Raw genomic sequence first — 26,722 nt, 5'->3', positions numbered from 1 at the left:
ATGCGGGAACGAGCGGTAATGCATACCCCTACCGGCCGTAGCGCATGCGCCGGCGGGAGGCTTTTTTCTCACCCGAACGGGGGTAATTCGCTCCCTACCACGTCGGGAAGACCGATGCAACGTACCCTTGCGTGGGTGAGCGACTCCCTCCACGCCCAGGCCGCCGGCAAGGCCGCGGCTTTCGCCGACGAGCTGGTCGCGTTTCGGCGCGATCTGCACATGCACCCAGAGCTGGGTCGGGAGGAGTTCCGTACCACCGGGCTCATCCGGGAACGGCTGGTGCGCGCGGGCCTGCGCCCGCGACTGCTGCCCGGGACGGGCCTGGTGTGCGACATCAGACCCGACCGTGCCTCGCCCGGCGATCGGACCGACGAGGGTCTGATCGCGTTCCGCGGCGACATCGACGCGCTGCCGGTCGACGACGTCAAGGAAGTGCCGTACCGCTCGACCGTGCCCGGTCGCGCGCACGCCTGCGGACACGACGTGCACACCTCGATCGTGCTCGGCACCGCTCTGGTGCTGGCCGAGTTCGCCCGCGAGGGACTGCTGCCGCGCCCGGTCCGCCTGATCTTCCAGCCGGCCGAGGAGAAGCTGCCGGGCGGCGCGCTCGACGTGATCAAGGCCGGCGGCCTGGCCGGCGTCTCGGAGATCCACGCGATCCACTGCGACCCCAAGGTGGAGGTCGGCCGGGTCGGGCTGCGTTCCGGGGCGATCACCTCGGCCTGCGACCGGGTGGTGATCACGCTCACGGGTGCCGGTGGTCACACCGCCCGCCCGCACCGCACCACCGACCTGGTCACCGCGCTGGCCAAGCTCGCCGCGGAGCTGCCCTCGGCGTTCTCGCGCCGGATCGACCCGCGCTCGGGCGCGAGCCTGGTGTGGGGCCGGATCGAGTCCGGCTCCGCGCCGAACGTGATCCCGCAGTACGGCGAGCTGGAGGGCACCCTGCGCTGCCTGGACCTGGAGGCGTGGCGGCAGGCGCCGGACCTGATGCACGAACTGGTGGACGTGATCGCCTCGACCTACGGCGCGAAGTGGGAGCTGGAGCACCACCGCGGCGTGCCGCCGGTGGTCAACGATCCCGACGCGGTCGCCGCGATGCGCACCATCGCCACCGGCGTGCTGGGCGCGAGCGCGGTCGAGGGCACCGAGCAGAGCCTCGGCGGCGAGGACTTCTCGTGGTTCCTCGAACGGGTTCCCGGCGAGCTGACCCGGCTCGGCGTGCGACCGGTCGGAGATCCCGTATACGACTTGCACCAGGGGCAGTTCGACGTCGACGAGCGGGCGATCGGGATCGGCGTCGAGCTCTTCGCCGGCCTCGCGCTGCGCCCCTTCCGCTGACCCCGACCCGACCCGGCGCCGTCCGCGCGGCCGGCCGGGTCGGGAACGGACGTATGCGGAACTGTTAACCATCGCGACTCCGGTCCCCGTTCCTGTCGCGTTCGTGAGTCTGTAATGTTCCGACCCGGTGCCGTTCGACGTCGTGCGGCACCGGGTCTTTTCCGTCCTGTCACGTCTTGTCATGTCGCGGACTGCCCGGTTCCGCGCCGACCCGTCTCGGCCTCGCCAACTCGGCCGGGCTAACGGGGCGTGTTGCGGTGGCGATTCACGGTTTTTGTCGCTCATATTCTTTTACTAGGTATGCTCTCCGACGGCTAGCAGGTCTACGCGCGTTTACCAGGGATCCAAGCGCGTCAGAGTCTGCATCTGGGAGCAGCGCCCGAAGGGGCGCTCATCGGAAGGAGACACCCGTGCGCCGGGTATCCAAGGTGACCGCGGCTGCGGTCGGCGTCACTCTCGCCCTCACCGCCACCGCCGCGTGCGGTAGCAAGCCCAAGGACGACAAGAAGTCGGACTCGGGCACCAGCGCCACCCCCGGTGGTACGCAGGCGACGAAGATCGACTTCAAGGCATGCATGGTGACGGACACCGGCGGCATCGACGACCGTTCGTTCAACGCCTCGTCGTGGGCGGGTCTTCAGCAGGCCAAGCAGCAGCTCGGCGTCGACGTGAAGTACATCACCTCGAAGACCGAGAACGACTACGTGCCGAACCTCAACAGTCTCGTGAACGACAAGTGCGGGCTGATCGTCGCGGTCGGCGGCCTGATGGCCGACGCGACGAAGGCCGCCGCGTCCACGCACAAGGACCAGAAGTTCGCGATCGTCGACTCGGCGAGCATCGAGCCGAACGTCCAGGGTCTGGAGTTCAACACGGCCGAGGCCGGCTTCCTCGGCGGCTACCTCGCCGCGGGCTACTCGAAGTCCGGCAAGGTCGCCACCTTCGGCGCGCTGCCGATCCCGCCGGTCACCGTGTTCATGGACGGCTACGTCCAGGGCGTCAAGTACTACAACCAGACCAAGGGCAAGAACGTCCAGGTCATCGGTTGGGACGACGTCAAGGGCGACGGCTCGCTCGCGGGCAAGTTCGACTCGCCGGCCGACGGTGAGCGCATCGCCAACGACTTCATCGCCCAGGGCGCCGACGTGATCATGCCGGTCGCCGGCCAGACCGGTCTCGGCGCGGCCTCCGCCGTGCAGAAGAGCGGTGGCAAGGCGAGCGTCATCTGGGTCGACCAGGACGGCTACGAGAGCGCCTCGCAGTACAAGTCGGTGTTCCTGTCCACGGTGACCAAGGACATCAAGGACCAGGTGTTCAACGCGGTCAAGGCCGCGGCGAACAACCAGTTCACCACCAAGGCCACCATCGGCACCCTCGCCAACGACGGCGTCGGCCTCGCCCCGTTCCACGACTTCGAATCGAAGGTCCCCGCCGACCTGAAGTCCGAGCTGACCGCGGTCAAGGGCGACATCGTCAGCGGCAAGATCAAGATCACCTCGAAGAACCAGCCGAAGAGCTGACTCAGCGATCGGGCGCCGCGGAAGCATTTCCGCGGCGCCCGTGTCCGTACCGCCCGGGCCCCGAGGGGACCCGGGTCGAACCCGTAGCGGCCCCTCGCGGGGGGCGTAGCCGAGGAGGTCTCCGCGTTGAAGCTCGAACTGCGCGGAATCACGAAACGGTTCGGGTCGCTGGTCGCCAACGACCACATCGACCTGACCGTCGAGCCGGGGGAGATCCACTGCCTTCTCGGTGAGAACGGTGCCGGCAAGTCGACCCTGATGAACGTGCTCTACGGGCTCTACGAGCCCACCGAGGGCGAGATCGTCGTCGACGGGACCCCCCGCAAGTTCCGCACCGCCGGTGACGCGATCGACGCGGGCATCGGCATGGTCCACCAACACTTCATGCTGGTCCCGGTCTTCACCGTCGCCGAGAACGTCATGCTCGGCCACGAGGAAACCAAGCCGATGGGCTGGCTGGACCGCCGTCGGGCCCGCAAGAAGGTGCTCGACCTCGTCGACGAGTACGGCCTCAAGGTCGACCCGGACATGCTGGTCGAGGATCTTCCCGTCGGTCTGCAACAGCGGGTGGAGATCCTCAAGGCCCTGGTGCGCGACGCCAAGGTGCTGATCCTGGACGAGCCCACCGCGGTGCTCACCCCCCAGGAGACCGAGGAGTTGTTCCGGGTGATGCGCGCGCTGCGCGAGTCCGGCCACTCCATCGTGTTCATCACGCACAAGCTCAAGGAGGTCAAGGCCGTCGCCGACCGGATCACCGTGATCCGTCGCGGCAAGGTCGTCGGCACCGCCGACCCGGCCTCCTCGGAGAAGGAACTCGCGTCGCTGATGGTCGGCCGGCCGGTCAAGCTGGTGGTCGACAAGACCGAGGCCGAGCCGGGCGCGGTGCGCCTGGAGATCAACGACCTGACCGTGCTCGACGGCAACGGGCAGGCCGTGGTGGACCGGGTCGACCTGCGGCTGCGCGAGGGCGAGATCCTGGGCATCGCGGGCGTGGACGGCAACGGCCAGAGCGAGTTGACCCAGGCGATCCTGGGGCTGCGCGCCCCTGCGGCCGGGTCGATCAGCCTGGACGGCAAGGACCTGGCGGGCATGAGCCCGCGGCAGATCCTCGGCTCCGGGGTCGGCTTCGTCCCCGAGGACCGGCAGCACGACGGCATCGTGAGCGACTTCACGGTGGCCGAGAACCTGGTCCTGGACATGGTCACCCAGGCGCCGTTCGGCAAGCGCGGGTCGATCGTGCCGAGCGCGGTGCGCGACAACGCGCGCGAGCGGGTCGAGGAGTTCGACATCCGCACCCAGACCATCGAGTCGCCGGCCGGCACCTTGTCGGGCGGCAACCAGCAAAAGGTCGTGGTCGCGCGCGAACTCTCGCGCCCGCTGCGGCTGTTCATCGCCTCGCAGCCCACCCGAGGGGTGGACGTGGGGGCGATGGAGTTCATCCACAAGCGGATCGTGGCCGAGCGCGACGTGGGCACCCCGGTGATCATCGTGTCCACCGAGTTGGACGAGGTGGTCGCGCTGGCCGACCGGATCGCGGTGATGTACCGGGGCCGGATCGTGGACATCGTCCCGCCGACCACCTCGCGCGGCGACCTGGGTCTGCTGATGGCCGGCGTGCTGCCCGGCGCGGAGCACGCCGACGGCGCCGGGGCGACCCGTGCGGACACGGCCCCGGCCGGGCCGGTCGAGGCGAAGACGAACGAGAGCGACGCAACCCCGGGGGAGGAGGACCCAGCGTGACCGAGGACAACAAGAGCACGCCCGGCGAGCCGAGCGAGGCGAAGCCGGCGGCGACCCGGCCGGCCGGGGCGAGCGCGAGCGCGCCGCCCAAGCCGTCCCTGGGCCGAGCGATGCTCGACGGGATCATCACCGGCAACTCGGCCGTGGTGACCTTCCTGGCCATCCTGCTCGCCCTGGTGGTCGGCGGCGTCCTGATGATCCTCGCGGACCAGGACGTGCTCGACCAGTACAAGTACTTCACCGCCGCTCCGGGCGATGCGCTCTCCGCCTCGTGGAGCCTGGTCTCCGACGCCTACAGCGCGATGTTCAAGGGTTCGATCATGAACCCGGACCTGTTCGCCGACGGCTCGCTCGAGGACAACTTCCGGCCGATCTCCGAGACGATCACCCAGGCCACACCGCTGATCTTCGGCGGTCTCGCGGTCTCGATCGCGTTCCGCACCGGGCTGTTCAACATCGGTGCGCAGGGGCAGATCATCGCCGGCGCGGTGTTCGCGTCGTGGATAGGGTTCGTCGTCGACCTGCCGCCGGTGATCCACCTGGTGTTCGTGATCCTCGCCGGCGTCATCGGCGGCGGTCTGTACGCGGGCATCGCCGGTTTCCTCAAGGCCCGCTACGGCGCGCACGAGGTGATCGTCACGATCATGCTCAACCACATCGCGGTGCTGCTGCTCGGCTGGCTGCTGACCACCGACACCTTCCGGCGCGGCGGGCAATCGCAGCCGATCGGCAAGGACGCGAACGACAACGCGGTGTTGCCGAACCTGTTCGGCGACAACCTGCGGATCCACTTCGGCATCATCCTGGCCCTGCTGGCGGCCGGGATCTACTGGTGGCTGCTCAACCGCTCCACACTCGGCTTCGAGCTGCGCGCGGTGGGCTCCAACCCGGACGCGGCCCGTACGGCGGGGATGAGCGTGGCCCGGGCGCAGATCCTGGCGATGGTGATCGCCGGTGCGATGGCCGGTCTCGCCGGTGTCTCGCAGGTGATGAGCTCGACCAACCCGGCACACACGCTGACCCCGAGCATCGACGCCGGCATCGGCTTCGACGCGATCACCGTGGCCCTGCTCGGTCGCACCAAGCCGCTGGGCACGGTGCTGGCCGCGCTGCTGTTCGGCGCGCTGCGCGCGGGCGGTTCGGTCATGCAGGCGTCCGCCAACGTGTCCGTCGACATCGTCATCGTCATCCAGGCCGTGATCGTGCTGTTCGTCGCGGCGCCGCCGCTGGTGCGCTCGATCTTCCGGCTGCGCGGTGCCCGCGAGGGCGCCGAGGGCGGGCCGCTGGCCGCCAAGGAGACCGTGGGGGTCCAGGCATGACCGAGCGGAATCCCGAAGGAGGCACGCAGGTGGCGGACACCGTGATCGCCCCCCACGTGGAGGCTCCGGTGAACCCCACCGGCGAGGCCGCCGACGCGGTGCGGGCCGCGGCCCGAAAGAAGGCCCTGATCACGGGCATCGGTTTCATCCTGGTCGGGCTGTACGCGCTGTGGGCGTTCGGCTTCGGCACCTCGGGCGGTGAGGACGCGGTCTTCGGGATGACCGTGCCCAACCGCGACACCACCCACGTGGGCGACCTGTCGCTGCCCGCGCGCGGGGTGGCGATCGCGATGTCCGTGGTGTGCATGATCGCGGGCGGGCTGCGGATCGCCTTCGACCGCTCGCGCCTGGCCACCCGGCTGAGCATCGCGCTGTTCCTGATCGCGTTCGTGATCGCGTTCCTGGTGTGGGCGGTCGCGGGCAAGCAGATGTCCTTCGCGGGCGCGCTGCAGAACACCCTGCTGGCCGCGGTGCCCCTGGTGCTCGGCGCGCTCGCGGGCGTGATCGGCGAGCGCTCCGGCGTGGTCAACATCGCCATCGACGGTCAGTTCCTGTTCGGCGCGTTCGCCGCCGCGCTGACCGGCTCGGTGACCGGGTCGTTGTGGGCCGGGCTGGCCGCCGGCGCGGTCGCGGGCGCGCTGATCGGCGCACTGCTCGCGGTCTTCGCGGTGCGCTACCTGGTCGAGCAGGTCGTCCTCGGTGTGGTGATCAACCTGCTGGTCACCGGCATCACCGGCTTCCTCTACACACAGCTGCTGCAAAAGGACCCCGAGCAGTACAACAACCCGGGCGTGTTCGACAACATCCGGATCCCGGGCTTCGCCGACATCCCGGTGATCGGCCCGGTCCTGTTCGACGTGAACGTGATCGTGTACCTGATGTACGCGCTGATCGTGATCGTGCACCTGGGCCTGTTCCACACCCGCTGGGGGCTGCGCGCCCGCGCGGTGGGCGAGCACCCGACGGCGGCGGACACGGTCGGCATCAAGGTCAACGCGACCCGCTACCGCAACGTGATCATGGCGGGCGCGATCGCCGGTGTCGGCGGCGCGTTCCTGACCATCGGCACGGTGGGCACCTTCTCGAAGGACATGACCTCCGGCGCGGGCTACATCGCGCTCGCGGCGGTCATCTTCGGCCGCTGGCGTCCGCTGGGCGCGGTGGCCGCGGCGCTGCTGTTCGGCTTCACCAGCGCGCTCGCGACCTCGTTGCAGCCGCTGAACACGTCGATCCCGAGCCAGTTCCTGCAGATGATGCCGTACGTGGTGACGATCTTCGCGGTGGCCGGCCTGGTCGGCAAGGTGCGCGCTCCGGCGGCGGCGAACAAGCCCTACACGAAGGGCTGACGGGCGTGTCGGAGATCGATTGGCCGGCGCTGCGGGACGCGGCGACGGCGGCGATGCGCGGTGCCTACGCGCCGTACTCGAAGTATCCGGTCGGCGCCTCGGCGCTGGTGGACGACGGCCGGATCGTGTCCGGGTGCAACGTGGAGAACGCGTCGTACGGCCTGACGTTGTGCGCGGAGTGCGGCCTGGTGTCCGCGCTGCACGCGAGCGGGGGCGGCCGGCTCGTGGCGTTCTGCTGCGTGGACGGCGAGGGCGCGGTACTGATGCCCTGTGGGCGCTGCCGGCAGCTGCTGTGGGAGCACGGCGGCCCCGGGATGTTGCTGGAAACCAAGCACGGGATACGGCCGCTGCGGGAGATCCTGCCGGATGCCTTCGGGCCCGAGGACCTCGCGTAGCGCCGTGTGTTCGTGAGTCGAACGGGCCGCCTGGGCGGCCGAGAGGGAATGGACGGCATGGACGCGATTTCGGTCATCCGTACGAAGCGGGACCGCGGTGAACTGACGGCGGCTCAGATCGACTGGGTGGTCGATGCGTACACCCGCGGCGAGGTCGCGGACGAGCAGATGTCGGCGCTCGCGATGGCGATCCTGCTCAACGGGATGAACGCGACCGAGATCAACCGCTGGACCGACGCGATGATCGCCTCGGGCGAGCGGATGGACTTCTCGACGCTGTCCCGGCCGACGGCCGACAAGCACTCCACCGGCGGGGTGGGCGACAAGATCACCCTGCCGCTGGCCCCGCTGGTCGCCGCGTGCGGTGTGGCCGTGCCGCAGCTGTCCGGTCGTGGCCTCGGCCACACCGGCGGCACGCTGGACAAGCTGGAGGCCGTCCCCGGGTGGCGGGCGGCGCTGTCCAACGACGCGATGTTGCGGGTGCTGGAGGACGTCGGCGCGGTGATCTGCGCGGCGGGCGACGGACTGGCGCCGGCGGACAAGAAGCTGTACGCGCTGCGCGACGTGACCGGCACGGTCGAGGCGATCCCGCTGATCGCCAGCTCGATCATGAGCAAGAAGATCGCCGAGGGCACCGGCGCGCTGGTGCTCGACGTCAAGGTCGGCTCGGGCGCGTTCATGAAGGACCTGGACAGCGCGCGCGAACTGGCCCGCACCATGGTCCGGCTGGGCGTGGACCACGGGGTCGGGACGGTCGCGCTGCTGACCGACATGTCCACCCCGCTCGGCCTGACCGCGGGCAACGCCCTCGAAGTCCGCGAGTCGGTCGAGGTGCTGGCCGGCGGCGGTCCGGCGGACGTGGTCGAGCTGACCGTGGCGCTGGCCCGGGAGATGCTGGCGGCGGCCGGGCAGACCCGGATCGACCCGGCCGACGCGCTGCGCGACGGCTCGGCGATGGACGTGTGGCGGCGGATGATCCGGGCCCAGGGCGGCGATCCGGACGCCAAGCTGCCGGTGGCGCGCGAGACGCGGGTGGTCACCGCGTCCTCCTCCGGCGTGCTGACCCGGCTCGACGCCTACGCGGTCGGCGTCTCGGCCTGGCGCCTGGGCGCGGGCCGGGCCCGCAAGGAGGAGCGGGTCCAGGCGGGCGCGGGCGTCGAACTGCACGCCAAGCCGGGCGACACGGTGGTCGCCGGTCAGCCCCTGCTGACCCTGCACACCGACACTCCGGAGCGCTTCGACTACGCGACCGAGATCCTGTCCGACGCGGTCACGATCGCCCCGAGGGGCACGGCGTTCGAGCCGACCCCGATCCTGATCGACCGGATCGGCCCGACGGCCTGACGCCGACCGGCCACGGCCGGGAGTACACCGAAACGCCCGACCGGGACATCCCGGCCGGGCGTTTCGGTGTGTCTCGTCGGCTCGATCCGCGGGGTCGCCCCCGGTACCGCCGTGGGCGGGCATCCCTCGACCTCGCCCACGCCCCGACCGGAGCGCACCGCTCGCGTGTCGGGGCGTTCGCGTACCTAGAGCAGACCCAGGATCACCGAGGCGACGCCGGAGACGGCCAGGCCGCCGAGGATCTCCGGCGACCAGTGCACCCGCACCGGGCCGGTGGACGCCTTGGCGAACTGCTCGCTCATCCCGCGCAGGTCGTCCACCACCTGGTCGGCCTGCGAGAGCTGGGGCAGGTCGTGCGCGGCGCCGCGGCCGTACGGGTCCTCGGCGGCGGCGCGGCCCTGCTGCCGCAGCGCGCGCTTGCGTTCGCGCAGCGAGACCGGGATCGCCCAGATGTGGAACGACCTGTCGTCCGCGCGCACCTCGATCGAGTATTCGGCGCGCACCCGCTCCACCGCGCCCCACGGCACCACGATGGTCCGGAACGGGTTGCGGATCACCAACCGCTCCGGCCCGACCAGCACCGCCGAGCGCAGCGTGAGCGCGACCACCAGGATCGCGAAGAAGACCACGACGGCGATCGCGAGCCACTTGGTGTCCCCGTCGCCGCGGATCAACGTGTCGATCACCATCCACAGCCCGACGGCGATCAGAAGCACCCCGACGGCCATCGCCGGTCGGGAGCGGTACGTGGTGATGTCCTCGTCGCTGCTCATGACCGGTGATTGTGCCGCACGACGGCGCGCGGGTGTCGATGCCCGGGTATGGATCGCCGCGGCACTTTGCCTCGACCGGACCGCCGGCCCGGACGCTACGCGAGTAGATATGCTCGTCTTGTGAGTATGCCGTCTGCAATTCTCGCCGACCCGGCCGAGGTCACCTCGTCCGAAGCGGCCCTTCGACGCTTCCTGCACGGGCTTCCCGGCGTCGACAGGGTCGGAACCGAAGCGCGGGCAGCGATGCTCGCCACGCGCTCGATCAAGACGGACGCGAAGGTCGCCGCGATCGACCTCGCCATCCGGATGATCGACCTGACCACATTGGAAGGTGCCGACACCCCGGGCAAGGTCCGGTCCCTGTGCGCCAAGGCGCTGCATCCGGACCCGGGCGCCCCCGACACCCCCCGACCCGCCGCGATCTGCGTCTACGGCGACCTGGTCGCCGAGGCCAAGGCGGCGCTCGGCGACTTCGGCGTACACGTCGCCGCGGTCGCCACCGCGTTCCCGTCCGGGCGCGCCTCGCTCGACGTCAAGCTCGCCGACGTGGCCTACGCGGTCGCCGCCGGCGCGGACGAGATCGACATGGTCATCGACCGGGGCGCGTTCCTGGCCGGCCGCTACCGCGACGTCTTCGACGAGATCGTCGCGGTCAAGGCCGCCTGCGCGCGCGGCGAGGCCGCGGGCGGCGGCAGTGCCCACCTCAAGGTGATTCTGGAGACCGGTGAACTGTCGACGTACGACAACGTTCGTCGTGCGTCGTGGCTGGCGATGCTCGCGGGGGCCGATTTCATCAAGACGTCCACGGGCAAGGTCGCGGTCAACGCGACTCTGCCGGTGACGCTGGTGATGCTCCAGGCGGTCCGCGACTTCCGCGAGGCGACCGGCCGCCAGGTCGGCGTCAAGCCCGCCGGCGGGATCCGCACCACCAAGGACGCGATGAAGTATCTCGTCCTGGTCAACGAGACGGTCGGCTCCGACTGGCTGGACCCCGACTGGTTCCGGCTCGGCGCCTCCAGCCTGCTCAACGACCTCCTGATGCAGCGCCAGAAGCTGGCCACGGGCCGCTACTCCGGCCCCGACTACGTGACGGTGGACTGACAGCCATGGGCAACCCATTCGAGTACGCGCCCGCGCCCGAGTCGCGCGCGATCGTCGACATCGCCCCGGCGTACGGGCTGTTCATCGACGGCACCTTCGCCGAGGCGGCGGACGGCGGCCGGCTGAAGACGGTGAACCCGGCCACCGAGGAGGTGCTGGCCGAGATCGCGGTCGGCGGCGAGGCGGACGTGGACCGCGCGGTCAAGGCCGCGCGCAAGGCGTTCAAGTCCTGGTCGGCGCTGCCCGGCGCGCAGCGCGCCAAGTACCTGTTCCGGATCGCCCGGCTGATCCAGGAGCACGCGCGCGAGCTGGCCGTGCTGGAGTCGATCGACAACGGCAAGCCGATCCGCGAGTCGCGCGACGTGGACATCCCGCTGGTCGCGGCGCACTTCTTCCACTACGCGGGCTGGGCCGACAAGCTGGCCCACGCGGGGTTGTGGCGGAGCCGCACCAACGAGCACAGTGGCGCGGACCCGAAGCCGATCGGCGTGGCCGGTCAGGTCATCCCGTGGAACTTCCCGCTGCTGATGCTGGCCTGGAAGGTGGCGCCGGCCCTCGCGTGCGGCAACACCGTGGTGCTCAAGCCGGCCGAGACCACCCCGCTGACCGCGCTGCGCTTCGCCGAGATCTGCGTCGAGGCCGGGCTGCCGAACGGTGTGGTGAACATCGTCACCGGCGCCGGGGAGACCGGGCGCGCGCTGATCGCCCACCCCGACGTGGACAAGGTCGCGTTCACCGGCTCGACCGCCGTGGGCAAGGAGATCGCCCGCACCATCGCGGGCACCCGCAAGCGGGTCACCCTCGAACTGGGCGGCAAGGCCGCGAACATCGTCTACGACGACGCGGCGATCGACTCCGCCGTCGACGGCATCGTCGAGGGCATCTTCTTCAACGGCGGCCAGGTCTGCTGCGCCGGCTCCCGACTGCTCGTGCAGGAGTCGGTGGCCGACGAACTGCTCGCGAGCCTGACCCGGCGGATCAAGACGCTGCGCGTGGGCGACCCGCTGGACAAGAACACCGACGTCGGCGCGATCAACTCGGCCGCGCAGCTCTCCCGGATCCAGGAGTTGGTCGCGGCGGGCGAGGCCGAGGGCGCCGAGCGCTGGTCCCTGGCCGGCGAGCTGCCGGGCAAGGGCTTCTGGTTCCCGCCGACGGTGTTCACCGGCGTCACCCAGGCGCACCGGATCGCCCGGGACGAGATCTTCGGCCCGGTGCTGACCGTACAGACCTTCCGCACTCCCGCCGAGGCCGTGGAGAAGGCCAACAACACCGCGTACGGCCTGTCCGCCGGGGTGTGGACGGAGAAGGGCGCCAAGGCCCTGTGGACCGCGCAGCGGCTGCGGGCGGGCGTCGTGTGGACCAACACGTTCAACAAGTTCGACCCGGCCTCGCCGTTCGGCGGGTTCAAGGAGTCGGGCTTCGGCCGCGAGGGTGGCCGCCACGGGCTGGAGGCCTACCTCGATGTCTGAGCGCCTTGAGGTACTCAAGACCTACAAGCTGTACGTCGGGGGCAAGTTCCCCCGGTCCGAGAGCGGGCGGGTGTACGCGGTGACCGACAGCAAGGGCCGGACCCTGGCCAACGCCCCGCGCGGCAGCCGCAAGGACGCCCGCGACGCGGTGGTCGCCGCGCGCAAGGCGTTCCCGGGCTGGTCGGGCGCCACCGCGTACAACCGGGGCCAGATCCTCTACCGGATCGCCGAGATGCTGGAGGGTCGGCGCGAGCAGTTCGCGACCGAGGTCGCCGCCGCCGAGGGGGTCAACCGCACGAGGGCGCTCGCGGCCGTGGACGCGGCCGTGGACCGCTGGGTCTGGTACGCCGGGTGGACCGACAAGCTCGCCCAGGTCGCCGGCGGCGCCAACCCGGTCGCCGGGCCGTTCGCCAACTGGTCGACGCCCGAGCCCACCGGCGTGGTCGCGGTGATCGCCTCCCAGCGCTCCTCGCTGCTGGGCCTGACGGGCGCGGTCGCACCGGTGATCGCCACCGGCAACACCGCCGTCGTGCTCGCGGCCGGCGCCTCGGCGCTGCCCGCGCTGTCCTTCGCCGAGGTCCTGGCCGTCTCCGACCTGCCGGGCGGGGTGGTCAACATCCTCACCGGGCACCCGGCGGAGATCGCCCCGACGCTCGCGTCGCACCAGGACGTCAACGCGATCGACCTGACCGGCGTCGCGCCGGACGCGGGCGTGGCGTCGGCGCGCGACCTGGAGATCGCGGCGGCGGACAACCTCAAGCGCGTGTTGCGCCCCGGGCCCAAGGAGCCGGACTGGACGGCGGACCCGGGCACCGCGCGCATGCTGGCGTTCACCGAGACCCGCACGGTCTGGCACCCGACCGGACACTGACGGGAGCACCGCGAGCGGACGGATTCCGCGCCGACCGCGGCCCGTGCCCCGGAGGTGTGCGCGGCGGCGGGCCCGTCCCCCACGTGGGGGACGGGCCCGCCGGTCGTTTCGGTGTCGGGCTCAGCCGCACAGGTCCGCGATCCGACTGCCCGACCGGGCCGGCGCCGATTCTGCCGCCGGCCCGCCGGCCAACGCGTCCGCGACCCGGGCGGCCACCCCCGGCGGGGTGAAGGTCACCGACGTGCGGATCGCCGCCATCACATCCACGTGGTACGGCCACGCGTCCGGGTCCTCGGCGGACAGGGCGGAGACCGCCGTGCGCGGCTGCCCCGGAACCGGGAAGAAGGCCCGGACGGAGCGGGTGGTGACCCCGAAGTCCTCGGCGGCGCCGAGCGGTTCGCCCGGGACGCGCGGCGTGGAGTCGGCCGCCTCCACCGGTATCCGGCCCGGCGCCGACGACGCGACCCCGATGCCGCGATCCGCCGTCGGCGGCCCGATCGGGCGCAACACCCGGTCGGCGAACGGAACCCCGGGTGATGGAGAAGCTGCCCGGTCGGTCGTCCCCGGCGGTGACCATCTCGTTCGCGGCCCCGGTCGGATTCGCCACCAGCGGCTCGCCCGTCGCCGGCCTGCCCGGGGCCGGGTCGCAGCCGACCCCGGGAACTCGGCGGAGGGCGGCGGCCGATTCCACGGACCGCCCCACGGACCCCCGGCCGCTCACGCGGGCACCCTCGACCCGGCCGCGATCCGCCCCTCCATGTCGTCGTGGTTCACGACGTTCCGCCGGAGCGCGTCGACGCCCTTGCCGGTGTCCTCGCGGATGATCCGAGCCCGTGCCGCCACTCGTCGTGGAAGTCGTCACAGGCGTCGTCGGGCCCCTTGGTGCCCAGGCTCCGGGGACCGGCGTCCTCCAGCGCGTTCAGCGCCTCGTCCATCGACTCGGTACCCGAGGTGAGCCGGTCGACCGGCAGGTTCGGGGCGATCGTGTCCTCCCGGGGTCCGTCCGTGCGCGCTTCCCCCGTGCGAGTGCGGATCGGTGATCGGGCCTCAGGCGGCGAGCACGCTGTCGGCGCGGGTGCCGCCGCCGGTGCCGCTGTCCGTCGCCGGGTCGGCCGAGCCGGCCGGACGCCGGGCGAACAACCGGGACAACTTCCACGTGGCCAGGACGCGGGCGATCACGACGACGGCGAAGAGGGCGAGCAGAGCGGACATGTGATCAATCCTCGAAGGTGCGTGGGGCACGTCGAGCACGGTGCCCCCGACACCCGACGCTAGGCCCCCGAAGCCGCCCGCCCGGCCCTCTTGACGCGGCATCGACGCGGGTGGGGGCGTTCCTGACGGGATCTTGACGAACGCTCGGCGCCGCTCAGCGCAGCGCCAACTCGGCGATCACCGCGGCGTGATCGGTGCGTGTCACCCGGTGCTCGGACACCGACACCACGTCGATGCCGCCCGTCACGAGCACGTGGTCGATCCCGAACAGCGGCGGCAGCCCGTGGAAGTGGGCCATCGGCCAGGTGCGGGCCAAGCCCCGCCCGCGCTCCTTGTGCGCGTCCCGCAGCCCGGTGTCGGTCAGCGCGCGGAACGAGGCGTTGTCGAGCGTCGCGTTGAAGTCGCCCAGGAAGACCGTCGGCAGTGTGCGGTGCTCCGCCTCGCGGCGCAGCGCGTCCATGTCGTGCGCCCACTTCCCGGCCTGCCCGCGCATCGGCGGGATGGTGTGCACACCCTGGAGCCGGATCCGGCGCCCGTCGATCTCCACGGTGGCGCCGGGCATCGGCATCGTGGTGCGCTCCGGCAACAGTCGCGCGTCGGTCAGCGGCCGGCGCGCGTAGATCGCCAGCCCGCTCGCGCCCGGTTCGCCGTGACCGGCGCTGTACGGCAGTTCCCGGGACAACCCGGCCCGGTCCAGGCCCGCCGCCAACTCGGGGGTCAACTCCTGCACGGCCAGTACGTCCACCCGCTCGCGCACCACCAGCGCGGTGATCCGCGCCGCGTCGGCGGTGCCGAAGTAGGCGTTGGCGGTCATCACCCGCACCCGGGTGCCGCCCGGAGCGGGCGCACCGGCCGGGGTCAGGCGCGGCAACATCCACAGGGTGTGGACGACCACCAGGCCCAGCGCGACGAGCAGGGTGATCCGCATCCGCAACACGGCCGCCCCGAGCAGCACGACCACCGAGGCCGCCGCCGCGTAGGGGGCGAACACCGTCATGATCGCGATCGGCCACATCGCGTCGAAGACGAGCAGCCGGGCACCGGTCACCAGCACGGCGCCGGCGAAGAGCAGCCCGACCACACCGCGCCCGAGGGCGCGCGACCGGCGACGCAGCCGCCACAGTCGAGGCGGCGCCGGAACGCCCTCGGCCGGCTCCGACTCGACCTCGGCCGTCATGCTTCGGTCCGCCCGGGAGCCCGCGCGGGCGGCGGGGCCGTCGGTCGCGGCGGCACCACACCCGCCTCGCCGGTCGAACCGGCGTCGCCGGCGGCCGTCGCGGCGGTGTGCGTCCCGGTCGCCGGATACTGCCCGGTCGGCGCGGGGTGGGTCGCGGCAGGCTGCCCCGCGGCGGTCGTGTCACGTCCGTACGAGGGCCACTCCTGCGGCGGCAGCGAGCGACCGCGGGTGACCGTCGGCGGGCTCGGCGCGCCGAGCACCACGATCAGGAAGTAGGCGCACAGCGCGAACAACACCAGCACGCCCACGTTCAGCGCGCTCTGTTCCACCCGTGCCCCGGCCGGGATGTGGGCGAAGCCGCCGCCGTCGTAGGCGAGCGCGCCCAGGGCCGCGGTGAGCCCCACGATCCCCTGTACGGCGAGCACCCCGAGCGCCGTCCGGGTGATCGCCCGGGCGCGCGGCGTGGGCCGTCCGGCATGGGTCACCAGGAGCACCGCGGCGGCGAGCAGCACCGGAGCGAGGGCGTCGAGCAGCGTCGACTGCCCGCCGTAGGCGCGCGCCCGGAAGCCGTCCACGCCCGATCCGACGCCGAACAGGACGCGCAGAGCGTCCACCGCCAACCGCAGTGCCAGAAAACCGACCAGCGCCCATGCCGCCGGCTCCCGCAGACGATCCGTTTCCTGCCGCATCCGAATGCCTCCCCGTGGCCACGTTCGCGGCTCAGGGTAGACGGGCCTCGGCGCCGCGGCGGGAAAGCGGCCCCGAGCGCGGCGCTCGGTACCCGACTCGGACGACTCAGAGCTTGTCGAGGGCCTGCTGCACGGTCATGCCCCGGGCGAGGTCACCGGTGACCATGTCGGAGCCGACCGGCATGTCGCCGACGTCGGTGCCGACGCTGTTGGACAGCGGGTTCAGCCCACCGCCGTTCATCGGATTGAGTTGCGTGCGCTGTACGACGCCGAGCACCGCCTCGGTCGCGGCGGCGGCACCGGTGCCGGTCGCGGCCACGTCGGGTCGGGACAGCGTCCGGGGCGCGAGGGGCGAGGCCGTGGCGCTCCCGGCGAGGGCGAACGCGGCGGCGGTGCCGAGGGAGGTCGCGGCGATCACGGTGCGGAGAACGGAGGACATGGGGTGGCCCTTCCCGGTCGACTGGGGGCTTGACCACGCAACGTAGCCAGTCGACTACGACGAACGCAATTCGGCACCCCGCGCACCGATGTCCCGAATCCGCATCGAATCCGACGGAAATTCGACGGAACCGTCACGGCCCCATCCGCCGTCCCTGCCGATGAGACCGACACGACCGGGGGAGCGAACGGGATCGACGCGGTCGTCGGCCGGAGTGGACGACGACACGGACAACCGCACGGACGCGGAACAACTGCACAGGGGAAGAACGACGCGGGACCGGCGGACCGCGGGTGGGCGAACGACCGCACCCGGTCGGGCGCCACGAGACGCGCTCAGGCGACCAGTTCGGCGAAGGCCTCGTCCGCGCCGAAGCTCAGCGCGTCGTCCTCGCGCAGCCGGCGCAACGCGCGCCAGATGCTCGACTTGACCGTGCCGACGCTGCATCCCAGCACCTCGGCCACCTCGGGGTCGGTCCGACCCTCGTAGTAGCGCAGCACCAACATCGTGCGCTGCGGCTCGGGCAGCTTGGCCAGCGCCCGCCACAACACCGCGCGCAGCTCGGTGTCGCCCATCGAGTCCGAACCGTCCGGACGCTCGGGCAACTCCTCCGAGGGGTACTCGTTGATCCGGCGCCGCCGCCAGGCGGATATGTGCAGGTTGGTCATCGTCCGCCGCAGGTAGCCGCCGAGCGCGGCCTTGTCCTGGATCCGACCCCACGCCTGGTACGTGCTCATCAGCGCGCTCTGCAACAGGTCCTCGGCCTCGTTGCGGTCACCGGTGAGGTGGTACGCGGTGGCGAACAGCGCCGACCGGCGCTCCCTGACGTACGCCGTGAATTCGTCGTCGACACTCTCCGTGCACGCGGCGCTACGCGCGTTCCCGGGCAGCGGGGCGAGGGCGACGACGGTACGACGGTTGTCCTTGCGGATGACCTGCGACTGCGTCCTGGTCTGCATGACTTCTCCCCCGGCTCGGCGCTCGTTCACGATGTACAGCCTGCTGGGCGGGCTTCATCGTCAGGTCGGCGAGCTGTCACAGGTATGCAACAGCGACCTCGGGCGGCGAACCGGAAGGGGGCTCCCCGTGTTCTTCCCAGCCGTGACGTCAGACACAATGGCCTGCGTGCCCTACCTGCTGCTTATCGAGGATGACGAGTCCGTACGCACCGGACTCGAACTCGCCCTGGGGCGCCAGGGCCATCGCGTGGTCACCGCGGCCACCGGTGAGGCCGGTCTGGAGCGGTGGCGCGAGCAGCGTCCCGACCTGATCGTGCTCGACGTGATGCTCCCGGGCATCGACGGGTTCGAGGTGTGCCGGCGGATCCGCCGCACCGACTCGCTGCCGATCATCCTGTTGACCGCGCGCAACGACGACATCGACGTGGTGGTCGGCCTGGAGTCCGGTGCCGACGACTACGTCGTCAAGCCGGTGCAGCCGCGGGTGCTGGACGCCCGGATCCGCGCGGTGCTGCGCCGCGGCGAACGCGAGGTGTCCGACGCGTCGGTGTTCGGCGACCTGGTGGTCGATCGCAACGCGATGACGGTGACCAAGGCCGGCGAGGAGCTTCAGCTCACCCCGACCGAGCTGCGCCTGCTGGTCGAGCTGAGTCGGCGCCCGGGCCAGGCACTGTCGCGCCAGCAGCTGCTTCGCCTGGTGTGGGAGCACGACTACCTCGGTGACTCGCGCCTGGTCGACGCGTGCGTGCAGCGGCTGCGCGCCAAGGTGGAGCAGACCCCGTCCGCGCCGACGCTCATCCGCACTGTCCGAGGCGTCGGTTACCGCCTCGATCCGCCCCAGTGACGGCCCGTCCGCCCCTCGTCCGCAGGTTCGTCCGACGGGTCGCCCCGACCCTGAAGCTGCGTTCGTTGCGATTTCGGGTGCTCGTCGCGTTCGCGCTGGTCGCGCTGATCGCGGCGGTGGCCGCCTCGGGCATCGCCTACTGGCTGACCCGCACCGCCGTGCTGGAGCGCGCGCAGGACTCGGTGCTGACCGAGTTCCGGGACAACCTCGGCCGGGTCTCGGCCGGACTGCGGGAGAACCCGGACCAGGCCGATCTGGGTCCCGCCGTGGACCAGATGCGGGAGAGCAGCTTCGGCTACTCGGTGGTCCTGGTCGGCGCCGACGGTCGCCCGGTCGCCTCCAACCCCTCCCGCTTCCCGCTGGAGCGCGTGCCCGCCAAGCTCCAGCGCATCGTGCAGACCGCCGACAACAACGGCGGCTTCCACATGTACTTCCAGCGCATCGACATCGACGGGCAGCCCTACCTGGTCGGCGGCACCCGGGTGGTGCCCAACGGTCCCACCGGCTACATGTTCAAGTCGCTCAAGGACGAACAGGCCGACCTCAACTCGCTGGCCCGCTACCTGATCGTCGGCACCCTGCTCGCGCTCGGCGCGGCGGCGGTGGTCGCGCTCTTCGCCGCCCGGCACATCCTGCGCCCGGTGCGCCGACTCGGCTTCGCCGCACGCGAGTTGGGCGCCGGTCGCCTGGACACCCGGCTCGACGTGCGCGGCTCGGACGAACTCGCCGACCTGTCCCGGACCTTCAACGACGCCGCGGAGAAGCTGGAGCGCAGCGTCGCCGAGCTGCGCGCCCTGGAGTCCTCCTCGCGCCGCTTCGTCGCCGACGTGTCGCACGAACTGCGCACCCCGCTCGCGGCGATGACCGCGGTCAGCGAACTGCTCGAGGAGGAGGCGGACAGCCTCGGCGAGCAGGGCGCGCCGGCCGCGCGCCTGGTGGTCGCCGAGATCGAACGCCTCGCCACGCTGGTCGAGGACCTGATGGAGGTCTCCCGCTTCGACGCGGGCACCGCCGCGCTGGTGGCCGACGAGGTGGACATCACCGACCTGGTCACCGCGTGCCTGGACGCGCGGGCCTGGATGGACGCGGTGGACCTGCGGGCCCCGCGCGGCATCCTGGCCCGGGTGGACCCGCGCCGACTGGACGTGATGGTCTCCAACCTGGTCGGCAACGCGCTGCGACACGGCGGGTCCCCGGTGACCGTGGAGATCCACCGCGAGCCGCGTCCGGCGCTGCCCGGCCTGATCGACTCGCCGATCGAGGAGGACCTGGTGATCGACGTCTCCGACACCGGGCCCGGCATCCCCGAGGACGTACTGCCACACGTGTTCGACCGCTTCTACAAGGCGGACAGCTCGCGGGCCCGCTCCGAGGGCAGCGGTCTGGGTCTGTCCATCGTGATGGAGAACGCGCGCATCCACGGCGGGACCGCGTTCGCGTCGAACATGCCCGGTGGTGGGGCGAAGTTCACACTGCGCCTGCCGCTGGTGCCGCCGCAGCTCGAAGAGATAATCGACCCGGACGAGGGTGTCGAGGACGACGGGGTGCATGCCGACCTCGAAGCCGAGGACGCCGAACACAGCGGTCGTACCGCTCGGGCCGACCGGGCCGACGCGGATCTCGGTGACGTCTCGTCCGGTGGCAGGGACGAGCGAGGAGACGTGCGTTGAGACCCAGGCGGCGGCTTCCGATCGCGATCCTCGCGACCACCGGCGTGCTCGCCGCGCTCACCTCCTGCGGGATCCGACCGACCGAGGGGCCGGTCGGCGCCGGCAAGCCGGCCAACCGGACCGCGCCGTCCGTACAGAGCCAGCTGCCGGGCTCGGAGCGGCACATCGTGTATCTGGTGAAGGACAACCGGCTCCAGGCCCTGCCCAGGGCCGGCCGGCTCCAGCTGCGACCGAGCGAGGCGGTCCCGGACCGGCCGCGCACCGATCAGCTCAACCAGCTCCTGGAGGAGCTGCACCTGGGTCCGAACGACGCCGAGGCGCTGGACGGGTACACCACCGCGCTGCCGGCCGGCGGCCTGGTCGCGGCGGATCGACGCGAGGGCGATCCGCCGACCCTGTTCCGCCTGGACGCGCCGCTGGCCGCGCTGGCCACCATCGCCCTCGGCCAGGTGGTCTGCACGCTGCAGAGCGCGTCGGGGGGCAATACGGTGCTGCTCGCGGGCCGCCGCACCGCGCCCGAGCAGTACCGGTGCGAGAGCTATCTCGACATCAGCCGCAAGACCACCGCGACCCCGACGACCGGCACCAGGCCCAGCGGCCCGCCGTCGGCGTTCGAGAAGGACTGGCCGCAGGCCGCCCGCCCCTCCGGGAAGACCCTTACTTCCCAGGGCGGATGACCGACCCGGTCCTGCGGCGGATGTGCCCCGGCGGGTACCGGCCTACCTTCGAAGGACGGCGACGTTCCCGACGCCGTCGGATCGAGGAGGACCGTCATGAGCACCGTCACCGCTCCCAGGCTCAGTCGCCCGCGCCACGGCCGCCGGATCGCCGGCGTCTGCGCCGGCATCGCCCGTCGCTGGGGCTGGTCGCCCACCACCGTGCGGGTGGTATTCCTGCTCTCCTGCCTGCTGCCGGGCCCGCAGTTCCTGCTCTACGTCGCGCTGTGGATCCTGCTGCCCGAGGACTGAGCCCCCCGGGACGCCGCCCCCCCGATCGTCCCGGCGCCTATCATCCGATCAACGGATGGTCGGGCAGGTCGATCGGGCGGTCCGATGGGACCGAGAGGCTCCGGGCCGGGTGCTCGGTCGGGGGGCGGGGACATGCAACCGGGTACTACACACAACAAGAACCTCATCGTTACCGTGTCGGTGTTCGCCGGCGTGCTGGTCACGCTGGTGGGACTGGTGCTGAGCGGCACCCTGGCGGTCGAGGCCGGGCGCACGCAGGCGATGAACTCCAGGCAGTACAGCGACAGCGACGTCGAGGACACGCGGGGCTTCTGGGACCAGGACCGGCAGGACGAGGCCAAGCCGCGCGGCGCGGAGATCACCCCGGGCCAGCCGGCACCGCAACTGCCCGACCAGGACCAGCAGCGCCCCACCGCGGACTACCGGCAACCGCCGACCATCGAGGCGCGCCGGGTGTCCTCGCCGTACACCCGCCCCGAGGTGGCGATACGCGGCAAGATCTTCTTCCGGATGCCCGAGGGCGTCGCCGAGTGCAGCGGCACCGTGGTGCACCACCCGAGCGGCAACATGGTGTGGACGGCGGCGCACTGCCTGCACGGCGGGCGCAACGGGGACTTCTACGACCGGGTCACCTTCGTCCCCGGGTACAACGGCGCGGGCCGCACCCTGGCCGAGCGCGAACCGTACGGGCGGTGGCCGGCGCGGCGCACCACGGTGAGCAACCAGTGGGCGCAGAACGCGGATCCGAACGGCAAGGACGCGAGCGCGTCGCCGTACGACTACGGCGCCTTCGTCGTCGACTCGCGCGGGGGCAGGACGCTCGAGGACGCGGTGGGGCCCGGGGCGGACGTGTACTGGAACGCCCCCCGGCATCTTCGCGTGCAGTCGTTCGGCTATCCGGGTGACACCCCCTACGACGGCACCGCGCTGTACACGTGCGCGTCGCCCACCACGGACTTTCGCGAAGACGGCTGGCCGCAGCCGGACATGTTGTGGATGGGCTGCACGATGACCGGGGGGTCCTCCGGCGGCGGCTGGTTCACCGAGGTGGACGGGCAGTTGCGACTGGTCAGCAACGTCTCGCTCGGGGTGACCACCCCCGGGTCGCGCACCATGACCGGGCCCTATCTGGGCGATGTGGCCAAGGACATGTACGACTCGCTGTAGCGGCGGCGCGGCCGGGCCGGTCGGCGCACTCCGGGCTTTCGGCGATCCCGGCGATCCCGGCGTACGACGAGGCCGTGTCCTCGCGCAGGATCGATACGCGATGGACACGGCTCGTACGACGGCGGGATCGAACGGGTTCCCCGGCGACGACCCGGCTCGGCGGCGAAGGCGGAACCCGGTGAGGTGACCTACAGCGGCAGACCCGACAGCGGCGACGTGCCGCCCGCGCCGGTCAGCTTGTCGGTGGGCAGGGCGTTGAGCGGCGAACCCAGGCCGCCCTTGGCCGGGCCGCTCTGTGCCGCCATGTCGCCCATGTTCTGCTCCATGTCGCGGGCCATGCCGTGCGCCACGCCGGTCGCCAAGCCGTCGAGGGGGCCCTGGCCCGGGGTGAGCGCCTGGCCGACGGGAAGCTTGTCGGTGACCTGGGTCAGCGGGAACGGCGCGGCGGCGTCCGGCATGGCCGCCTGCGCGGTGGAGGCGGCGGGGGCCAGCTCGTCGACCAGGTCGGTCACGGGCGTGGCGCTCGCGGAACCCGCCGCGCCCGCGGCGATTGCCGCACCGAGCCCGGCCGTGATGGCCGCCTTACGCGTTACCGATCGCATGTGCATCCTCGGTTTCTCGATTCGGGCGGGGCTGGATACACCCCGTAACGAAGTGAGACCGCAAGGTAGCGAACCGGATGCGGAATGCGCAAAACACCCCCTTCGCGACGGGCCGAGCCGTTCGTCCCGAGGCGGCGGGTCCGGGGCGCGCCCGCGAGGCGGGTCGGGCGGGCGCGCCCGGGCGGGTCAGCTCCGGCCGAACAGCCATTCCGACCGGAGCGCGGCGTAGCCCGGCTTGATCACCTCGTTGATCATGGCGAGGCGTTCGTCGAAGGGCAGGAACGCGCTCTTCATCGCGTTGACCGTGAACCATTGCAGGTCGTCCAGGCCGTAGCCGAACGCCTCGACCAGGTGCTCGAACTCCCGGGTTGTCGAGGTGCCGCTCATGAGGCGGTTGTCGGTGTTGACCGTGACCCGGAAATACAACCGGCGGAGTAGGCCGATCGGGTGTTCCGCGTACGAGGAGGCGGCGCCGGTCTGCAGGTTCGAGGTCGGGCACATTTCCAGCGGGATGCGCTTGTCGCGCACGTACGCCGCGAGCCGGCCCAACTCGACGCCGCCGTCGTCCTTGACCGTGATGTCGTCGATGATCCGCACGCCGTGGCCGAGCCGGTCCGCGCCGCACCACTGGAGCGCCTGCCAGATCGACGGCAGGCCGAACGCCTCGCCGGCATGGATGGTGAAGTGGTTGTTCTCGCGCTTGAGGTATTCGAACGCGTCCAGGTGGCGCGTGGGCGGGAAGCCCGCCTCGGCCCCGGCGATGTCGAAGCCGACCACGCCCAGGTCACGGTGCCGGTTGGCGAGTTCGGCGATCTCCAGCGAGCGGGCCGCGTGCCGCATCGCGGTGAGCAGCGCGCCGACCCTGATCCGGTCGCCGGCCGCCGCCGCGCGGCGCTCGCCCTCGCGGAAACCCTCGTCGACCGCCTCGACGACCTGGTCCAGGGTCAGGCCCGCCTCCAGGTGCTGCTCGGGGGCGTAGCGGATCTCGGCGTAGACCACGCCGTCGGCGGCCAGGTCCTCGGCGCACTCGGCGGCGACCCGGAACAGGCCCTCGCGGGTCTGCATCACCGCCACGGTGTGGTCGAAGGTCTCCAGGTAGCGCTCCAGCGAACCGGAGTCGGCCGCCTCGCGGAACCAGGTGCCGAGCGCGTCGGGGTCGGTGGAGGGCAGGCGGTCGTAGCCGATGGCCGCCGCGAGTTCGATGATCGTGGCGGGACGCAGCCCACCGTCTAGGTGGTCGTGGAGCAGGACTTTGGGGGCACGCCGGATCTGTTCGACCGTGGGTGAGACAGCGGGCGTGTTCGGGTGACTGCTGGACATGAAAGGACTTTACTGCCTACGCGCGTAGATCATGTGTCGACCGCGTGAAGATTCGGCCATCTGCGCGCGAGCGATGCCCGATCGGCGCCCGCGACCCGATCCACTTCCCATGACGGCCTGCGCAGAGGCCGCGCACCGGACGCGAACTCCCGCGCGGGACTCAGTCGTTGGCCGGATCCGGATGCAGCAGCCGACCCCGGCGGCCGAGCACGAATTCGCGGAACAGCCGTACCGGCGCGGTCTCCGGACGGCTCGGTATCCAGGCGAGCCCGATGGTGCGGAAGGCGCGCGGCGCGGTGACGGTCAGATCCACCGTGCCCGGGCGCGGGGTGTCGGGCGCGGGCAACAGGGCGACACCGAGTCCCGCCGCGACCAGGCCGCGCAGGGTGTCGGTCTCCTCGCCCTCGAACGCGACCTTGGGAACGAACCCCGCCTCGGCGAACAGCGCGTCGGTGATCCGGCGCAGGCCGTAGCCCGGTTCCATGCAGACGAATACGTCCTCGGCCGCCTCGGCCAACCGCACCCGCCGTCGGCCGGCGAGCCGGTGGTCGGCCGGCACCACGAGGTAGAGCCGCTGGTCGTCCAGCGCGCGCACGGCCAGGTCGGGCGCGTCCGGCAGCGGCGCGGTCAGGCACAGGTCGAGTTCGCCCGCCCGCATCCGCTCCAGCATCACCGACGCCGACGCCTGGACCAGTTGGAAGCGGATGCCGGGGTGGTCCACCCGGAACGCGCGCAGCAGTCCGGGCACCGCCTCGGGCCCCATCGTGTGCAGGAACCCGAAGGCGACCTTGCCGCGCGCCTCGCCCGCGTCCTCGATCACCTCGTCGAGGCCGCGTTCGAGCAGCGCCAGTGCCTGTTCCACGTACCCGAGCAGGGTGTGCCCCTGCCGGGTGAGCGCCACGCCGCGCCCGGTCCGGGCCAGCAGCGGTACGCCCACGTCGGCCTCCAGCCGGGCCATCGTGCGGCTGAGGGTGGGCTGCGGGATGCCCAACCCGGCCGCCGCCCGGGTGATGTGCTCCTCCCGCGCGACCGCCGCGAACTGGGTCAGGAGCGGCGCGATGGCCGCGGAGACCTCGGAAACCTCCGCCGACCTGCTGTCATACGACATGGCATGGATTATGGCCGAAACATGCATTGGACGCATGAAACGACGCGGTCTAGTTTCATGGACATGCCTGCCTCGAACACCGCTTCGGACCCCGCCCCAACCCCCGAACCCACCGGGTACGCGCGCGGTTCGCGCGGATACCGCAGGGTCAACCTGGCGCTGTTCGCCGCAGGCTTCTCCACCTTCGCGATGTTGTACGCGACGCAGACGCTGCTGCCGGAGTTGTCGGCCCGCTTCGACCTGGACCCGGCCACGGCGAGCCTGTCGGTCTCGGTGACCACCGGTGCGCTCGCGCTCGCGGTGATCCCGGTGAGCATGGTCTCCGAGCGGTGGGGCCGCTCGCGGGTGATGACCGTTTCGGTGTTCACCGCCGCACTGCTGGGCGTACTGGCCGCGTTCGCCCCGGACTTCGCCACCCTGGTCGTGCTGCGCGCGGTGCAGGGCGTGGCGCTCGCGGGGCTGCCCGCGACCGCGATGGCGTACCTCGCCGAGGAGGTCGACCGGCCCTCGCTCGGCTCGGCCATGGGGTTGTACGTCGCGGGCAACAGCATCGGCGGCATGGGCGGCCGGTTGGTCACCGGCCTGGCCTCGGATCTGGGCGGCTGGCGGGTCGCGCTGGTGGCGGTGGGCCTGTTGGCGCTCGGCTCGGCGATCGCCTTCCGGGTGCTGCTCCCGGCGTCGCGCAACTTCACCCCGTCGACGATGTCCGCGGCTCGGCTCACCGGCGTGTTGCGGTCGCACCTGGCGGATCCGGTGCTGCGCCGGTTGTACCTGCTCGGCATGATCTTCATGGCCGCCTTCGGCACGGTCTACAACTACCTCGGGTACCGGCTCCTCGCCGAGCCGTTCGCGCTGCCGCAGACGGTGGTCGGCGCGATCTTCGTGATCTACCTGGCGGGCACGTTCAGTTCGGCCGCGTCGGGTCGGCTGGTCGGTCGGCTCGGGCACCGGGTCACGTTGTGGACGGCGGCGGCGATCACTGCGACGGGGGCGCTGCTGACCCTGCCGGACAACCTGGCGCTGGTCGTGGTCGGTCTCATCGTGCTCACGGCGGGCTTCTTCGCGGGCCACTCGGCGGCCGGTTCGGCGGTCGGGCTGCGGGCCCGCGAGGGCCGCGCGCAGGCGTCCGCGCTCTATCTGGCGGCCTACTACCTCGGCGCGAGCGTGGGCGGGCCGGTCGGCGGGGTCGCCTTCCACGGGCAGGGCTGGACCGGCGCGGTGCTGCTCGTACTGGTGCTGATGGCCGCCGCGGGCGTGGTGGCGACGGGGCTGAGCGGGCGACCGGCGAAGACCCCGAGCCCGGCCCCGGCACGGGTGCACCGCGCCCACGCCCGCTCGACGGCCTGAT

At 71.7% G+C, this 26,722-nt stretch carries 27 protein-coding genes; 16 read left to right on the top strand and 11 right to left on the bottom strand.

What is annotated here, in order from left to right; genetic code table 11:
* Positions 1-135 precede the first annotated feature (135 nt).
* From EMA17_RS15075 to EMA17_RS15045, 7 genes are all read left to right on the top strand, one after another.
* Positions 136-1,341 carry an amidohydrolase gene (locus EMA17_RS15075; RefSeq protein WP_246126666.1) on the top strand — a complete coding sequence of 402 codons (1,206 nt, stop codon included), beginning with the start codon at positions 136-138 and terminating at the stop codon, positions 1,339-1,341.
* Between the two features lie 410 nt (positions 1,342-1,751).
* Positions 1,752-2,861 (top strand): BMP family lipoprotein, encoded by a 1,110-nt coding sequence (locus EMA17_RS15070; RefSeq protein WP_126637494.1) that lies wholly within the window; start codon positions 1,752-1,754, stop codon positions 2,859-2,861.
* A gap of 126 nt (positions 2,862-2,987) precedes the next feature.
* Positions 2,988-4,601 carry an ABC transporter ATP-binding protein gene (locus tag EMA17_RS15065; RefSeq protein WP_126637493.1) on the top strand — a complete coding sequence of 538 codons (1,614 nt, stop codon included), beginning with the start codon at positions 2,988-2,990 and terminating at the stop codon, positions 4,599-4,601.
* Positions 4,598-5,920, top strand: coding sequence for an ABC transporter permease (locus tag EMA17_RS15060; RefSeq protein WP_126637492.1), 1,323 nt, complete (start codon positions 4,598-4,600; stop codon positions 5,918-5,920). The genes EMA17_RS15065 and EMA17_RS15060 overlap by 4 nt, the downstream gene beginning before the upstream one ends.
* Before the next feature lie 29 nt (positions 5,921-5,949).
* Positions 5,950-7,266, top strand: coding sequence for an ABC transporter permease (locus EMA17_RS15055; RefSeq protein WP_126637491.1), 1,317 nt, complete (start codon positions 5,950-5,952; stop codon positions 7,264-7,266).
* A gap of 5 nt (positions 7,267-7,271) precedes the next feature.
* Positions 7,272-7,661, top strand: a complete 390-nt coding sequence (locus EMA17_RS15050) for a cytidine deaminase (RefSeq protein WP_126637490.1) — start codon at positions 7,272-7,274, stop codon at positions 7,659-7,661.
* A gap of 57 nt (positions 7,662-7,718) precedes the next feature.
* The gene (locus EMA17_RS15045; RefSeq protein WP_126637489.1) at positions 7,719-9,005 is read left to right on the top strand and encodes a thymidine phosphorylase; all 1,287 of its coding nucleotides are present in this window, start codon (positions 7,719-7,721) and stop codon (positions 9,003-9,005) included.
* 185 nt (positions 9,006-9,190) lie between these two features.
* On the opposite strand, the gene EMA17_RS15040 is transcribed toward EMA17_RS15045, so the two are convergent.
* Positions 9,191-9,778 (bottom strand): PH domain-containing protein, encoded by a 588-nt coding sequence (locus EMA17_RS15040; RefSeq protein WP_246126665.1) that lies wholly within the window; start codon positions 9,776-9,778, stop codon positions 9,191-9,193.
* Between the two features lie 126 nt (positions 9,779-9,904).
* Between EMA17_RS15040 and deoC the strand changes: the two genes are divergently transcribed.
* From deoC to EMA17_RS15025, 3 genes are read left to right on the top strand one after another with little or no spacing between them, the layout of a single operon-like run.
* Complete coding sequence (deoC, locus tag EMA17_RS15035; protein ID WP_126637488.1) at positions 9,905-10,879, top strand: deoxyribose-phosphate aldolase; 975 nt, start codon at positions 9,905-9,907, stop codon at positions 10,877-10,879.
* Between the two features lie 5 nt (positions 10,880-10,884).
* Positions 10,885-12,348, top strand: coding sequence for an aldehyde dehydrogenase family protein (locus EMA17_RS15030; protein WP_126637487.1), 1,464 nt, complete (start codon positions 10,885-10,887; stop codon positions 12,346-12,348).
* Entirely contained in the window at positions 12,341-13,219 is an 879-nt protein-coding gene (locus EMA17_RS15025; RefSeq protein ID WP_126637486.1) for an aldehyde dehydrogenase family protein, read from the top strand. Before EMA17_RS15030 ends, EMA17_RS15025 begins: the two co-directional genes overlap by 8 nt.
* A gap of 120 nt (positions 13,220-13,339) precedes the next feature.
* On the opposite strand, the gene EMA17_RS15020 is transcribed toward EMA17_RS15025, so the two are convergent.
* The 7 genes from EMA17_RS15020 to EMA17_RS15000 all read right to left on the bottom strand — a co-directional run bounded on the left by EMA17_RS15020 (position 13,340) and on the right by EMA17_RS15000 (position 17,695).
* Complete coding sequence (locus EMA17_RS15020) at positions 13,340-13,729, bottom strand: hypothetical protein (protein ID WP_126637485.1); 390 nt, start codon at positions 13,727-13,729, stop codon at positions 13,340-13,342.
* 207 nt (positions 13,730-13,936) lie between these two features.
* Positions 13,937-14,062 (bottom strand): hypothetical protein, encoded by a 126-nt coding sequence (locus EMA17_RS55345; RefSeq protein ID WP_281290495.1) that lies wholly within the window; start codon positions 14,060-14,062, stop codon positions 13,937-13,939.
* Between the two features lie 204 nt (positions 14,063-14,266).
* Complete coding sequence (locus EMA17_RS51745; protein WP_160161410.1) at positions 14,267-14,431, bottom strand: hypothetical protein; 165 nt, start codon at positions 14,429-14,431, stop codon at positions 14,267-14,269.
* A 154-nt stretch (positions 14,432-14,585) separates the two neighbouring features.
* Entirely contained in the window at positions 14,586-15,608 is a 1,023-nt protein-coding gene (locus EMA17_RS15015; protein WP_126637484.1) for an endonuclease/exonuclease/phosphatase family protein, read from the bottom strand.
* Positions 15,605-16,297 carry a hypothetical protein gene (locus EMA17_RS15010; protein ID WP_126637483.1) on the bottom strand — a complete coding sequence of 231 codons (693 nt, stop codon included), beginning with the start codon at positions 16,295-16,297 and terminating at the stop codon, positions 15,605-15,607. The genes EMA17_RS15015 and EMA17_RS15010 overlap by 4 nt, the downstream gene beginning before the upstream one ends.
* A gap of 106 nt (positions 16,298-16,403) precedes the next feature.
* On the bottom strand, positions 16,404-16,736 hold the full coding sequence (locus tag EMA17_RS15005) for a hypothetical protein (protein WP_126637482.1): 333 nt from the start codon (positions 16,734-16,736) through the stop codon (positions 16,404-16,406).
* A 335-nt stretch (positions 16,737-17,071) separates the two neighbouring features.
* Entirely contained in the window at positions 17,072-17,695 is a 624-nt protein-coding gene (locus EMA17_RS15000) for a SigE family RNA polymerase sigma factor (RefSeq protein WP_126637481.1), read from the bottom strand.
* Between the two features lie 166 nt (positions 17,696-17,861).
* Between EMA17_RS15000 and EMA17_RS14995 the strand changes: the two genes are divergently transcribed.
* The 5 genes from EMA17_RS14995 to EMA17_RS14975 all read left to right on the top strand — a co-directional run bounded on the left by EMA17_RS14995 (position 17,862) and on the right by EMA17_RS14975 (position 22,344).
* The gene (locus EMA17_RS14995; RefSeq protein WP_174861367.1) at positions 17,862-18,539 is read left to right on the top strand and encodes a response regulator; all 678 of its coding nucleotides are present in this window, start codon (positions 17,862-17,864) and stop codon (positions 18,537-18,539) included.
* A 56-nt stretch (positions 18,540-18,595) separates the two neighbouring features.
* On the top strand, positions 18,596-20,209 hold the full coding sequence (locus EMA17_RS14990; RefSeq protein WP_307721540.1) for an ATP-binding protein: 1,614 nt from the start codon (positions 18,596-18,598) through the stop codon (positions 20,207-20,209).
* Positions 20,206-20,886, top strand: a complete 681-nt coding sequence (locus EMA17_RS14985) for a hypothetical protein (RefSeq protein ID WP_126637479.1) — start codon at positions 20,206-20,208, stop codon at positions 20,884-20,886. Before EMA17_RS14990 ends, EMA17_RS14985 begins: the two co-directional genes overlap by 4 nt.
* A gap of 96 nt (positions 20,887-20,982) precedes the next feature.
* Positions 20,983-21,177, top strand: coding sequence for a PspC domain-containing protein (locus EMA17_RS14980; RefSeq protein ID WP_126637478.1), 195 nt, complete (start codon positions 20,983-20,985; stop codon positions 21,175-21,177).
* 174 nt (positions 21,178-21,351) lie between these two features.
* Complete coding sequence (locus tag EMA17_RS14975) at positions 21,352-22,344, top strand: trypsin-like serine peptidase (RefSeq protein WP_126637477.1); 993 nt, start codon at positions 21,352-21,354, stop codon at positions 22,342-22,344.
* A 188-nt stretch (positions 22,345-22,532) separates the two neighbouring features.
* Here the strand turns inward: EMA17_RS14975 and EMA17_RS14970 are convergent, their stop codons facing one another.
* The 3 genes from EMA17_RS14970 to EMA17_RS14960 form a co-directional block, all read right to left on the bottom strand.
* Complete coding sequence (locus EMA17_RS14970; protein ID WP_126637476.1) at positions 22,533-22,946, bottom strand: hypothetical protein; 414 nt, start codon at positions 22,944-22,946, stop codon at positions 22,533-22,535.
* A gap of 186 nt (positions 22,947-23,132) precedes the next feature.
* Positions 23,133-24,266: an adenosine deaminase gene (locus tag EMA17_RS14965; RefSeq protein ID WP_126637475.1), complete on the bottom strand. Its 1,134-nt coding sequence runs from the start codon at positions 24,264-24,266 to the stop codon at positions 23,133-23,135.
* A gap of 160 nt (positions 24,267-24,426) precedes the next feature.
* Entirely contained in the window at positions 24,427-25,374 is a 948-nt protein-coding gene (locus EMA17_RS14960; protein ID WP_126637474.1) for a LysR family transcriptional regulator, read from the bottom strand.
* Between the two features lie 63 nt (positions 25,375-25,437).
* Between EMA17_RS14960 and EMA17_RS14955 the strand changes: the two genes are divergently transcribed.
* Complete coding sequence (locus tag EMA17_RS14955; RefSeq protein ID WP_126637473.1) at positions 25,438-26,721, top strand: MFS transporter; 1,284 nt, start codon at positions 25,438-25,440, stop codon at positions 26,719-26,721.
* The last annotated feature ends 1 nt before the right edge of the window (position 26,722 follow it).

Source organism: Embleya hyalina (genome assembly GCF_003967355.1).
Lineage (GTDB): Bacteria > Actinomycetota > Actinomycetes > Streptomycetales > Streptomycetaceae > Embleya > Embleya hyalina.
This window is presented reverse-complemented; position numbering and strand designations above follow the sequence as displayed.